The organism is Peribacillus muralis (genome assembly GCF_001645685.2).
Lineage (GTDB): Bacteria > Bacillota > Bacilli > Bacillales > DSM-1321 > Peribacillus > Peribacillus muralis_A.
Map to the genome: position 1 here is coordinate 4663927 of NZ_CP017080.1, position 13106 is coordinate 4677032.

The window sequence follows — 13106 nt, forward strand, 5'->3', positions numbered from 1 at the left end:
AATCGAATGAACGTCGATTCAAAAAAGCGAACTCATCATATAGAGAGCCGTAATCCAGATGATGATTGCCGAAATTTTATTTAACAGCTTAAGGAACTTCCCTGATGTATCAGCCTTTTTCAACAATCGCCCTGCAAAACAAAGTCCATGGAACCAACACCATGACACCGCGACGCACGTTGCGGTGAAAATCACTTTATCCGTTCCTGAATAAACAAGCGAGCTCGAACCGATCACACCGATCGTATCCAAGATGGCATGTGGATTCAGCAATGACACCGATAAAGCAAAAACCATTTGTTTTTTGGCGGACATTTGCTTTGTTTGAGCACCCGCTTGGAGATTTGTACCGGAAGCCCAAATCTGAAACCCCATATACAATAAAAATATGATGCCAATAATGATTAATGCCAGATGCAGCCAATCATATTGCATGACAATCAACGAAACACCCAAAACGGCCAACAGTATGAGTGCTGAATCACAGATGGCAGCTGTGATCGTTGCTGGCAATGCTTTTTTTATGCTCGGCTGGATTGCGCCTTGATTGAAAATAAAGACATTCTGCGCTCCTAATGGGAGGATCAGGCCCAATGCCAATAATAATCCATGAAAAAATGGTCCCATACGACTACCTTCCTCCTTCATTTTCAGTATAATGAAAAAAACAGAGGATTTGACCATCCAATTGGGAGGGTCCAGACCCAACCAATTGAGAAAATATCATCCATGAAAGGAGTGGTTTTCGTATCGTTATCGATTGGAGACCGAACAGGAAATCAAGCCTATCCCTTCACCAGCAAATAGTGAATTGGATGAAACAACAGATTACAAGGGGTGAATGGCCAGTGGCGACCAAGCTTCCATCGCAACGCTCATTGGCAGATTCTTTTGGTATAAACCGAAGTACGGTCATTACGGCCATTGATGAATTGATTGCAGACGGTCTACTGGATACAAAGGTAGGGTCCGGTACATTCGTATCGAATAATACTTGGAACGTTCTAGTCGCAAGCAATCAGCCTGACTGGGGGAACTATGTCCGAAATGGCCTGCATGAACCTAATTTACAAACGATTCAGGACATCAATCTCCATGAAACGGACACGACCATGATCAGATTGGGCACTGGCGAGCTTTCCCCTTCACTACTGCCAATTAAGAAAATCGAGCAGACGCTGCAATCCATTGCTTTTGATGCACAGTCATTAGGGTATTCCGAGCCAAAGGGGGATAAAAGACTGCGGCAAAGCATAAGTGATCATTTAAAGGAAAAAGGAGTAATCGCAAGTCCCAGCTCGCTCATGATCGTATCCGGAGGGCTTCAGGCACTACAATTGATTGCAGTCGGCTTGCTTCAAAAAGGCTCATTGGTCTTACATGAATCGCCTTCTTATATAAATTCGGTTCATCCCTTTCAATCTGCAGGCATGCAGTTGACGGGGTTATCAAAACAAAGCAGGGAAACTATCCCGAAACAAATAAAGAAAATCAACGGGAAACAGAAAGCGTCTCTTTTTTATACGGTTCCAACGTTTAACAACCCAACCAATGCAACATGGACAAGGGAGGAGCGATTGGAACTCCTATCTCTATGCAAAAAGGAACAGGTTCCAATTATTGAAGACGACGTTTATAGTGATTTATGGTTTGAAAAAGAACCGCCGCCCCCCTTAAAATCCTTTGATGACGATGGTCTCGTCTTGCACATTGGCAGTGTATCGAAAACATTAAGCCCAGGGTTACGCATCGGGTGGATTGCAGGGCCGATGCCTGTTATTGAACGTTTGGCAGATATTAAAATGCAAATGGACTACGGATCGAGTGCACTGTCGCAGCAGCTTGTGGCAGCATGGCTATCACAAGGCGAACATTCCAAGCATTTAGATTGGCTGCGGGGTGAATTGATCGCACGCAGGGATTTAACACTTGCTCTTCTCAAGCAACATTTTCAAGGAATGGCTAAATGGCAAATACCGCAAGGCGGATTTTATATATGGTTAGAATTATGCAAACCGATTGTAAACCCAACCCTCTTCAAGCAGGCGCTAAAGGAACACCTGCTCATCAATCCAGGGTACATATATGAACCGAATAACCATACCCACCTTCGGCTCTCGTACTCATATGCATCTGAGGAACAACTCGCTTATGGGATTCAAACCCTTTCGGAAATCATTCGGCGTTTGATCTAATCATGGGATACACATTAATCGGGCCAATAAAGGGCTGCCACGGCAGCCTTTTTATTTAGCTAAAGAATTGCTCCACTTTTTACCGTCTTCCCGCTCAAATTGTTGATGAAAAAAGAATGGTGTTTTCCATGATCGATCATGATATGCTCCAGAATTGCATTAAGCGCCCTGCCTTTATCAAGCTGATATTCTTCCGAACTTTCCTCGATCGTGATCACTTCTTTATGCGGGTCATAATTAATTGATGTTTTGGCACCCTTCTCAAAGAAAGACAGGGTTACTAACTGGCATAGTGGATAATTTTGATAAGTTGAATCTGGGAGGGGCCTTCTTTCAAATGGAGAACTGACATGTTGAAGTGCATCAAAAAAACTTGGTTTTGCCAAGGAAGTGGGGTTACTGTCCCTTCTTTCGATCTTCACAGTGATTCCACGAACATCATCATATTTCATAGAGATCCTCCTTTCAATAGGTTCCTTATACCTAATTCTTTTTACTCATATGAATTACCTGCTAAATTATAAAAATAATTTACTATAACCAAAAAAAATGCTCCATGCAACTGTCACCGTAAACAAAATAGCTTGTAAACCCGTTTTAATGCACGAATGGTTGTTTTTTGGAACGAAGGCTGCGAGATCCCTTCGGGAAGTGCGACTAAGGGGAAGAAAGCAAGGAGGCCCATGGACCGCCTCTGGACAACCTAGCTCCGCGAAAACAGCTTATGGTACGTAACTCGCGTGTTTTAGACTTGCATCGATTGAGGTAGGTTTTCTTTAAATTGCTATTTACAGACGCAATCGGGATTGTTTCTCGTCAACTTCTTGTGTTACGCTCAAATTCGGCCCGGGTTCTTCGCATAATCATCGCTTTCTTACACCATTTTGGCGCGTTACTCGCCAATTTAGCTACTTTACTCGCCAATTCGACACTTTTACTCGCCAATTTAGCTACTTTACTCGCCAATCCGACACTTTTACTCGCGAGTTTAGACTCAATGATGGTTCCACCTTCGCCTTCGCCCAAAGTGGAGTGCAGCCTCCAAGTATCAAAACAAAAAACTGTAGACAAACTCCGGATTGCCCGAGTTTGTCTACAGCATAAGATTTATTTCTTTGCTTTGAATATGTTGAATTCCTTCTTCGATTCATTTCCAGCAAGATCGGTCACTTTAAATTCAATCTTGTTGTTGCCCGATTTAAGCGGCAGCTCCAGCTTCTTTATTTCCTTCTTAAAAGCTCGCATTTTGTATGGTTCCTTGAATTCATTATAGAACACTTCGCTTCCATTCAAGTAAAGGCGGATTTCATCGAAATTATCCTCCACCGTCACGTCCACTTTCGGGTTTTTCGCTTTTACGCCCACAGTTGCCGGTACGCCTTTAACCTTTAAACCTGGTTTTGTCGTATCAACCATGAACAGCTTTTTAAAGGAAACCGTGTTATCCCAATTGTCTGTCGCTTTAACTGTCATGCTTTGAACGCCATCTGCATATTTCTTTTCATATGAGAATTCATATTTCTTATTCGTTTTGTTATACGTTACAGGGACCGTTTGATTATCGATTTTAAATTCCTTGATCTTCGATGCTTCCTCGATTTCCCCTGTTATTTTGATTTTGCTTTTATTGTTCACGCTTAAGGTTTCAGGACTTTTAATTTTTACAGCTGGTGCATAATTATCGATTGGGGCTGAATCCTTGGCTAATTCAGTTTCAGCGACCTTTTTATTGCCTGCATTGTCAATCGCCACAACCTGAACCTTTTCCCCTCTTAGATCAGGCAGGGTGAATTGTTTCGATGTCGCCGGAAGCGGCTTCTCAGTGATCGATTTTCCATCGACCTGAACTTCATAATAAGCTATTCCCGATCCATTCAGATTATCTTTACCTTGGATCGTTAACACGTTACCCTTTTTCGAAATCCTGACCGTTGGTTTCACTGTATCGATTCTGATCGGCATTTTAAACGTCTGCCATTGTGCTCCCTTGTAATCTATCAGAGCTTTAATTTCAAAATAATAGACACCATCTTTGGCGAATGCATTATTGACCTTCCCATCCCATTTCCGGGCTGGATCTAGTGTATAAGCAGTTCCTTCCCCACCATCATAATAGTTCTTGCTCACATTATTCTCCGTGCGAAGTTTCCGCACTTGTTTGTTTTCACTATTCAAGATGCTGTACTCTACCTTTTTGGCATTCCTCAAGAATGATAGAAGCGGAACGAAGTCGTCCTGTGAGCCGTCACCATTCGGGGAAATCGCTATGCGTTTGCTGCTGAATGTATCGGCTGCTGGATCGTAGCCAAGGTAATCGAAATCTTTACCTACTGTCGTCACAGCACCTGCCACGCCATAGAAAGACTCTTTTTCATATTTTGTTCCATCAAGGATCGGTGCCTTATCCCACTCTCCCTTGAACCCTACATACGGTACATGCAGCTCCGGATTAGTGTCTGCTGGATCCTTCAAAGTAACGAATCCTTCTACAAAATATCCATTCGGGAAGACCTTATTAATGTCGACAAGCGTCTGAAGATCATCGCCAAGCACTTTTCCTTTGGATATGTCGACTTTCACTTCAAAGGTGACCGATTTTTTCGCTGGTACAGTGATTTTGTTTGTGTCTTTATTATTGATTTTGATTGAAGCGTCCTTAATTTCCTGCGCTTCCAACTGATGAGCGGAATACCCGAGTCGACCTTTGAATGAATAGTCCGTTTGGATATTTCCTTTTACATCGTATTTGACTGCTTTGTTGCTGAAATTCTCAACCTTCAATTTAAATGCGAACGTATTGCCGACCTCTTTCATGGCTACCTTCGCTTCTTTCGTATTAGCCTCCGTCACGACGGCTGGCGTGGACAATGCTGAATGAAGCTGCATGACTCCAGCTCCCTGCCTGCGTGGCGAGTAAGGATTTTCCCAACCAAATGCCTTGTTGACGACTCCTTGATCCTTGACGGGCTTTGACGTGTTCATCATCAAATTCTTAGCCAAATTGGTCCGGGCAGGCCCTGTTAATTTAAACTCTTTATCGACTCTTTCCAGAACAAGGGCAGAGCCGCCTGAAACATGTGGTGCTGCCATCGAGGTGCCACTCATCATCCCATATTCATCGTTGTTCAACGTCGAGTATATTTGTCCTCCCGGAGCAGTGATTTCTGGTTTGAAGTCCAAATTCGGCGCAACGCCCCACGAACTGAAGGCACTCATTTTTCCAGCTTCCGGGTTTGCCGATTTTGTTTTATCGCCATTGAAGCTGACCTTAACCTTTTCTCCAGCAGTTAAGGTCGTTTTCAGCTTAGCTCCATCTGATTTCAGCATGAACAGCTGGGGAATCGTTATGCTTGCATCCGTCGCCATCGAAATGTAGCCATCGGCATTGTTAAAAATAATCACGCCTGCTGCCCCTGCTGCCTGTGCATTTTTAGCTTTATCGATAAACGAGAGCGTGCCGCGCTCAATGAGGGCAAACTTGCCCTTCACATCAACTTTCGCAAGCTCCTCTGGCGTCCCGATTCCTGCCGCAGCAAGGTCATACGTTTTTTCCTTTAAAGCATTGGGATGCACGCTTGACGCCGACATGAACGGAGCCTTGCCTTCTTTACCGCCAATATCATAAGTCACCGCATCCAAATCCATAAAGTTATTCTCGACGGATGCCACTTGGACCGAATCATAAGCAAGTCCTGGTGAGCCTGATACGCCAATATCAGGGTTGGAGGCTGATGGATTGGCAAATCCGTTACCGAAGTGAGCCGAGTTACCTGCCGAGATCGACATGAGTATTCCATTATTTACAGCTCTCGATACCGCCTGCTGTTCGGGATCGTCCTCTGATACAAAGCCTGCAGTCGAGCCAAGGCTCATATTCAGTACATCTGCCCCTAAAATGATGGCATCGTCAATGGCCTTGATATAAATATCTCCCCATGTCGTCTTCATGGCAGGATCATTTCCGAATACCTTCAAAGCAAGCAGCTGGGCTTCTGGAGCAACCCCTTTAATGCCTCCGTGCGCTTCATCTCCATTTGCGCCAGCCGTTCCTGCGACATGCATCCCATGCATCGAGGCACCTTCACCAAGATCAAGGATTTCTTCATTTTCATCCATGTAGTTGTATCCATAAGGAACTTTAGGCGTAAAGTAGTTGCCCAATAGATGGCTAGACTTCTTCATCCCCTTTACTTCACTTTCACTTAGCTCCGCCTTATTCTCTTCGTTCAGGACCATATCACGGTGTGATGGATCAATTCCCGTATCGATGATCCCGATGACCATTCCTTCCCCTTTATAACCATATTCCCGCCAAGCTTCCTGGGCTTGGACAAGTTCTTTACTATAAATCATATCGGGCTTTTCCACAGGCCGCTCATATTCATTCGCAATATGTACTTCAGCAACTTCAGGCATGGCCTCGATCTTTTTGATTTCACCATACTGGATTTCACCGCTGAACCCATTGACTACTGTCGTAAAGCTTTCCAATTCCTTGAACGCGATTTTTTTCTCTTTCACCTTATTTTTCAACTTCTTCTGGTTAGCCAGCTTTTCAGACTTCAATTGCTGTTTCTTCGTTTTTGATAATTGCTTAAATAGCTTGCCTTCCTTGGAAGCTATTTCAATCGCGGGCGCTTCCTTCATCTCTACGATGACCCTGACTTTCTCGTTACTTTTATAATTCTTTCCGATATCATCTTGCTTCAACTTCAGGATACTCTGCTGATCCTTCTTGCCTTCGCCAGAGCCGCTCGGTAAATTCGGAAGCTTGGCTGCGGAAACGCTTGCAGTAAATGCTAATAAAAAGATTGCTAGAATGGACAAGCTGCGTTTAATCAATGAACTTTTCCTCCTCTAAAATAATCAATATTTGGAATTTTATTACTAATTATAAAAATACCACAACTTTTGGGGTGATTTTAAGAGATAAAAGTCACTATTTTCCTATTTGAAAATAGGATTTTGTCATTATTTTTGATATTTTGATAGATTTAAATAAAAACGCCAGAAAGATGGTGATGTTAAACTAACATCACCCTTTATTCTCTAGTTTTTCATTCGCGGATCCAAAGCATCACGCAGGCCATCCCCCATAAGATTGAAGCCAAGGACCGTAAGCATGATTGCTAGTCCAGGAAAAAGGACCGTCCAAGGGGCCTGAATGATAAAAGATCTTGAATCGGCTAGCATTTTCCCCCACTCTGGTGCTGGCGGCTGTGCCCCAAGACCGAGGAAACCGAGTGCTGCACACTCAATGATGGCAGTGGCAATCGCCAGGGTCCCTTGCACGATAATCGGCGCAAGGCTATTTGGAAGAACGTGATGAAGAAGGATCCGCCCATCTCCCATTCCAATGGCCTTTGCAGCCGTTACGTATTCTTCTTCTTTCACCGTTAACACCCGTGAACGTAAAAGCCGCCCGAATATCGGGACATTAACGATGGCAATGGCAATGAGCGCATTGCGAAGGGAAGGTCCCAAAACCGCTACCACCGCAATGGCAAGCAGGATACTTGGAAACGCCAAAATGATATCAAAAACCCTCGAAATGATCGTATCTATCCACTTTCCATAATAACCGGCGATGATTCCAAGGAAGGACCCGACCAAAACAGATCCGGCTACAGATAAAAAGCCGACTCCAATCGATATTCGCGATCCATAAATGACCCGGCTTAAAATATCACGGCCGAATTCATCCGTTCCAAACCAATGTTCTGCAGATGGCGCCAAATGTTTATCACTTAGCTTTTGTCCCTCGAATGAATATGGTGCAATGAGTGGAGCGAAGATGGCGATCAAGATGAAAAATAAAACGATGCCGAGACCTACCAGGGCCACCTTATTCTTCTTAAAGCTCTTCCATCCTTCCTTCCAGGGAGAGATGACTTGATCCTCTGCCTCTTTATGAGGAAGAATTGGCGATGTATTCGTTGCTATTTCAGGCATGAGTTTCCCTCCCTATTTATACTTGATCCTAGGATCGATCGCTGCATACAACAAGTCCACAATTAAATTGATCATGACGAATAAAAAGGCGATGACAAGAATCCCGGACTGTATGACCGGATAATCCCGGGATAGGATTGCATCATAGATATATGTACCGATACCTGGCCAGCCAAAAATGTTTTCCGTTAAAATGGCCCCGCCCAAAAGCAATCCTGTCTGCAGACCGATGACCGTCACTACGGGAATCAAGGCATTCTTCAAGGAGTGCTTGTAAACGACCCAAAACATTTTCATTCCCTTAGCACGGGCGGTGCGGATGAAATCCGACCTCATGACTTCGAGCATGGATGAACGTGTCATCCTTGCAATGATTGCCATCGGAATGGTCGCAAGCGCCAATCCCGGCAAAATGAGATGCCTGATCACTTCAAAAAACTGATCGAGCCTGCCATTCATGAGTGTATCAATCAGGTAAAGTCCAGTTATGGCCTCGACGGGGTCCCTGATGTTATCCCGGCCTGTCGTCGGAAGCAAGTCCCATTGAATGGAGATGATGTATTGCTCCATCAATCCAAGCCAGAATATCGGCATGGACAAGCCCACCAACGCGATCACCATCGCCACATAGTCAAACCATGAGTTTTGGAACCAGGCCGAGATGATTCCCGCATTTACCCCAATGACGACAGCGATGATCATGGCAATCAATGCCAGCTCTATCGTGGCCATTAAATATGGCCCAATTTCCTCGGAAACAGGACTATTCGTTTTTAGCGATACACCGAGATCACCCTGCACCAATCCTGCTAAATAGTCCCAAAATTGAACGAACCAAGGCTTATCCAGTCCTAGTTGCTTGGTCATTGCCGCAACAGCCTCTTCTGTTGCTTGCTGCCCAAGAATCACCTGTGCAGGATTACCTGGAATCGCCCGAATCATCATGAATACAATAAAAGCCATTCCGAGCAGTACTGGAATGAGAGATCCTAAACGTCGTACGGTATAGGAAAACATAACAATCACCCTCCTTTAGCATAACGGTCCTTTTTAGCGTCCTTTATTCTTTTGAAATGCAATCCATAACAAAACCGGGAAGCATGCAAAACTACATACTACCCGGTCCTTACGGTTAATTTTCTAAAGAAACGTTAATAAGGGATTGCGAACCAGTTGGATGTGGAACAAACCCTTTGACAGTCTTGGATCCGGCTAGCTGAGGTAAAGAATGGACAAGTGGAACCCATGGTGCATCATCATGGATGATTTCCTGGGCTTTTCCATATAACTCATTACGCTTGGCTTCATCTGCCGTGGACTGGGCCTCGATCAATAGATCGTGCACTTCATCATTTGCATAACGGGAATAATTGTTTGAGCCGATATTGTCTTTATCCAATAAGGCATAAAGGAAGTTATCTGCATCTCCATTATCCCCAGTCCAGCCTAGCATGAAGGATTGAGCCTCACCAGCCTGCACTTTCTCTAGATATGCAGCCCATTCGTATGAAACGATATTTGCCTCAATACCTACCTGCTTTAAGCTGGCTTGAATGGCCTCGGCCACTTTTTGACCATCTGGCATATATGGACGTGGTACAGGCATTGCCCATAGATCCATTTTGAATCCTTTTTCATATCCTGCTTTTTTCAGAAGTTCCTTCGCTTTTTCGACATCATAGTCATAGTCTTCGATATTGTCATTGTATCCAGAAACGGAAGGCGGCATTGGATTCTTTGCAGGCTCCGCTGTTCCTTCGAAGAAGTTATCGATGATTTCCTTTTTGTTGATCAAATGCGAGATGGCCTGACGCACTTCTTTTTTGTCGAAAGGCTTTTTCTCAACATTGAATCCAAAGTAGCCGACATTCATGGATGGACGTTCGAATAACTGCAATTTGTCATCACCTGTAACTTTACTGATATCGCTTGGGTTCAAACCGTCCATTAAGTCAATTTCACCTTTGATTACAGCATTTAAACGTGCAGAGTTATCTTTAATGACTTTAAACGTGATTCCATCAAGTTTTGGCAGTCCTTTTTGCCAATAGTCTTCGTTTTTCACCACTTCGATCGTATCGCCAGGCTTCCATGACTTGAATTTGAAAGGACCTGTTCCAGAAGGGTTCTTCGTAAAGCCGTCTCCCTCTTTTTCCAAACCAGCCGGACTGGCAATGGCAAATGTAGGCATGGCAATGTTTTTCAGGAATGGCGCCTGCGGACGGTTCAATGTGAATTCAACCGTGCTTGCATCAACTGCTTTCACTTCCTTGATGACATGGCCTTCATCACCTTCAAATCCTCCGAACATGGAGGCATAATAAGCGAATTTCCCTTCATCCTTGCTTTTTGCCCAGCGTTGAAAGTTCTTTACGACAGCATCTGCATTGAAATCGGAGCCATCATGGAACTTGATTCCCGTTTTCAATTTGAATGTGTAGGTCTTTGCGTCATCAGATACATCCCAAGATTCGGCAAGGCCAGGTTTTATCTCTGTATTATCTTCTCCATATTTTACTAGCGTTTCAAAAATTTGTTGTGTGACGATGAACGATTCACCATCAGTTACGATAGCTGGGTCAAGACCGACGGCATCTCCGCCTTTACCATAAATCAATGTACCGCCCTTCGCTTCCCCCGATCCTCCTCCTTTGCCGTCCTCTTTCGATGTGGACGAGGAGCATCCCGCTAGCGCCAATGACAGGGCCAGGATACAAGTCAACAATAAAGCTAATGATTTCTTCATTTTCTTCCCCCTTATTTTTCAAGATTTATGTATACGCCGTCATGTCAGTTATATAAATGACAAGCAACGTAGTGACCAGGTTTATGTTCATGCAAGATCGGCTTTTCCGATTGACACTCCACCAGCGCTTTTGGGCACCGCGTATGGAAGGGACAGCCGCTTGGAGGGTTCGAAGGACTTGGAACATCGCCCTGCAGGATCACCCTATCTCCCTTGTATTCCACATCGGGAATCGGCACGGCTGATAATAAAGCTTGTGTATATGGATGGAGGGGATCTTCATACAGTTCCTCACTCTCCGTCAACTCGACTATATGTCCCAGATACATGACACCGACACGGTCAGAGATATGCCTCACAACTCCAAGATCATGGGCAATGAAAAGATAAGTCAAATCAAAATCTTCCTGCAAATCCTGCAGGAGGTTCAAGACCTGCGCCTGAATCGAAACGTCCAATGCAGATACCGGCTCATCGGCGATGATCAATTTCGGGTTAACGGCGAGTGCCCTGGCGATGCCGATGCGCTGACGCTGGCCCCCGCTGAATTGGTGCGGGTACCTTTTCGCATGGTAACCGCTTAAGCCGACAACCTTTAGCAGCTCCTTTACACGGGCCTTGCGAGCCTTTTTATCTTTCACTCCATGGACGATAAGCGGTTCTTCCAAGATCTTTTCCACTGTATGTCTAGGATTCAGCGAAGCGAATGGGTCCTGGAATACCATCTGCATTTCACGGCGCATTTTTCTCATATCCCGCGAAGATAAAGATGTCAGGTCCTTCCCTTCGAAATAAACATTCCCCTCACTCGGCTCGAGCAATCGAAGCAATAGCCTTCCCGTTGTCGATTTTCCGCAACCGCTTTCACCCACAAGACCCAAGGTTTCCCCTTTATAAATGGAAAACGATAAGCCATCCACGGCCTTGACCTCCCCAACGGTCTTTCCTAGCACGCCTCCTTTAATCGGAAAATGCTTCTTAAGGTTTTCCACCTTAACCAATGTTTGATTCATGCAGGGCTGCTCCTTTCCCATCTTCATAAAGCCAGCAACGGACTTGCTGACCATCGCCAAAATCCAATAGAGAAGGTGCCTCATTCACACATTGCTCCATGGCATGTGAACAGCGCGGTGCAAACTGGCATCCAAGGCTGCTTGTCCCCGGTTTTGGGACATTACCGGGAATTGAGTAAAGGCGCTCTTTCTTTATCCGCATGTCCGGTATCGACTGAAGTAATCCGACTGTATAAGGATGCTTCGGATTTTGGAAAATCGTTTGCACATTCCCTTCCTCTATTACCTTGCCTGCATACATGACAATGACACGTTCACACATCTGGGCCACCACACCAAGATCATGGGTGATCATCATGATGGCGGTATCCGTCTCTTTATTTAAGTTCTTCATCAATTCCAAAATTTGCGCTTGGATCGTCACGTCCAACGCCGTGGTCGGTTCATCCGCGATAAGTAGCTTCGGCTCACAGATCATGGCCATGGCGATCATGACCCTCTGTCTCATCCCGCCTGAAAGCTGATGCGGATATTCATTGATCAATTCCTCGGCGCGGCCAAGACCAACCAGCTTCAGCATTTCAACAGCCCTGAGCCTAGCCTGTTTTTTGCTCCACTTTTTATGGATTCGGAGCGTCTCCACCAATTGATCTCCAATTGTGAACACAGGATTCAGACTTGTCATCGGCTCCTGGAATATCATCGCTATATCATTCCCGCGAATCTTTCTCATTTTCGCTTCAGAGGCATTTGCGATATTCTCCCCTTTAAAAAGGATTTCCCCTTCCACCTTGCCCGTCGGCGAAGAAACCAGTCCCATTATGGACAAAGAAGTTACGCTCTTTCCGCATCCCGACTCCCCTACAATCCCTAGCACTTCGCCGGGATTGACGTGGAAATCGATTGAATTCACAACCGGAATCACCCCATCGTCCGTACGAAAACTGGTTCGCAGCCCATTGACCTTAATAATCGGTTCTTCCATCAAATCACTTCCTATTTATAACTTTTTTCCCATTATATTATTTGGTTTATTATTGCATCAAAATTAAAATATTACAATATATTTTCTAAAAATTCTAATTTGATTGAATTATTTTTTATTTTTTATGAAAAATGTTAATTTTGGCATAAAAAAAGACTGCTTTTGGCAGTCATTAACAGGAGGGAAATCAACAAATTTGATTTCACAAGGAAGTA

10 protein-coding genes are annotated in these 13106 nt (G+C 44.5%); 1 reads left to right on the plus strand and 9 read right to left on the minus strand.

Translation table 11 applies throughout. From position 1 onward, the window contains the following. Nucleotides 1-18 precede the first annotated feature (18 nt). Nucleotides 19-627 carry a LysE/ArgO family amino acid transporter gene (locus ABE28_RS22640; RefSeq protein ID WP_064467145.1) on the minus strand — a complete coding sequence of 203 codons (609 nt, stop codon included), beginning with the start codon at nucleotides 625-627 and terminating at the stop codon, nucleotides 19-21. A gap of 179 nt (nucleotides 628-806) precedes the next feature. On the opposite strand from ABE28_RS22640, the gene ABE28_RS22645 reads away from it, so the two are divergent. Continuing rightward, complete coding sequence (locus ABE28_RS22645) at nucleotides 807-2195, plus strand: aminotransferase-like domain-containing protein (protein ID WP_306807314.1); 1389 nt, start codon at nucleotides 807-809, stop codon at nucleotides 2193-2195. Nucleotides 2196-2254: 59 nt separating this feature from the next. Here ABE28_RS22645 and ABE28_RS22650 read toward each other — a convergent pair whose 3' ends face one another. The 8 genes from ABE28_RS22650 to ABE28_RS22685 all read right to left on the minus strand — a co-directional run bounded on the left by ABE28_RS22650 (nucleotide 2255) and on the right by ABE28_RS22685 (nucleotide 12891). Then, nucleotides 2255-2647 (minus strand): hypothetical protein, encoded by a 393-nt coding sequence (locus ABE28_RS22650; protein ID WP_064467142.1) that lies wholly within the window; start codon nucleotides 2645-2647, stop codon nucleotides 2255-2257. 364 nt (nucleotides 2648-3011) lie between these two features. Continuing rightward, nucleotides 3012-3221, minus strand: a complete 210-nt coding sequence (locus ABE28_RS22655) for a hypothetical protein (protein WP_064467141.1) — start codon at nucleotides 3219-3221, stop codon at nucleotides 3012-3014. A gap of 81 nt (nucleotides 3222-3302) precedes the next feature. Then, nucleotides 3303-7037: a S8 family serine peptidase gene (locus ABE28_RS25995; protein ID WP_306807315.1), complete on the minus strand. Its 3735-nt coding sequence runs from the start codon at nucleotides 7035-7037 to the stop codon at nucleotides 3303-3305. A 207-nt stretch (nucleotides 7038-7244) separates the two neighbouring features. Then, nucleotides 7245-8147, minus strand: a complete 903-nt coding sequence (locus ABE28_RS22665; protein WP_064467140.1) for an ABC transporter permease — start codon at nucleotides 8145-8147, stop codon at nucleotides 7245-7247. Between the two features lie 12 nt (nucleotides 8148-8159). After that, nucleotides 8160-9164 carry an ABC transporter permease gene (locus ABE28_RS22670; protein WP_064467139.1) on the minus strand — a complete coding sequence of 335 codons (1005 nt, stop codon included), beginning with the start codon at nucleotides 9162-9164 and terminating at the stop codon, nucleotides 8160-8162. A 115-nt stretch (nucleotides 9165-9279) separates the two neighbouring features. Next, nucleotides 9280-10893: an ABC transporter substrate-binding protein gene (locus tag ABE28_RS22675; protein WP_064467138.1), complete on the minus strand. Its 1614-nt coding sequence runs from the start codon at nucleotides 10891-10893 to the stop codon at nucleotides 9280-9282. A gap of 44 nt (nucleotides 10894-10937) precedes the next feature. Continuing rightward, nucleotides 10938-11906, minus strand: a complete 969-nt coding sequence (locus ABE28_RS22680) for an ABC transporter ATP-binding protein (RefSeq protein ID WP_064467137.1) — start codon at nucleotides 11904-11906, stop codon at nucleotides 10938-10940. After that, nucleotides 11887-12891, minus strand: a complete 1005-nt coding sequence (locus ABE28_RS22685) for an ABC transporter ATP-binding protein (RefSeq protein WP_156775892.1) — start codon at nucleotides 12889-12891, stop codon at nucleotides 11887-11889. Before ABE28_RS22685 ends, ABE28_RS22680 begins: the two co-directional genes overlap by 20 nt. Nucleotides 12892-13106: the final 215 nt, after the last annotated feature.

Coding starts and splice junctions, on each gene's coding strand:
- ABE28_RS22680 (WP_064467137.1), bottom strand. CDS start 11,906: ATGAATCAAACATTGGTTAAGGTGGAAAACCTTAAGAAGCATTTTCCG.
- ABE28_RS22670 (WP_064467139.1), bottom strand. CDS start 9,164: ATGTTTTCCTATACCGTACGACGTTTAGGATCTCTCATTCCAGTACTG.
- ABE28_RS22650 (WP_064467142.1), bottom strand. CDS start 2,647: ATGAAATATGATGATGTTCGTGGAATCACTGTGAAGATCGAAAGAAGG.
- ABE28_RS22640 (WP_064467145.1), bottom strand. CDS start 627: ATGGGACCATTTTTTCATGGATTATTATTGGCATTGGGCCTGATCCTC.
- ABE28_RS22675 (WP_064467138.1), bottom strand. CDS start 10,893: ATGAAGAAATCATTAGCTTTATTGTTGACTTGTATCCTGGCCCTGTCA.
- ABE28_RS22665 (WP_064467140.1), bottom strand. CDS start 8,147: ATGCCTGAAATAGCAACGAATACATCGCCAATTCTTCCTCATAAAGAG.
- ABE28_RS22685 (WP_156775892.1), bottom strand. CDS start 12,891: ATGGAAGAACCGATTATTAAGGTCAATGGGCTGCGAACCAGTTTTCGT.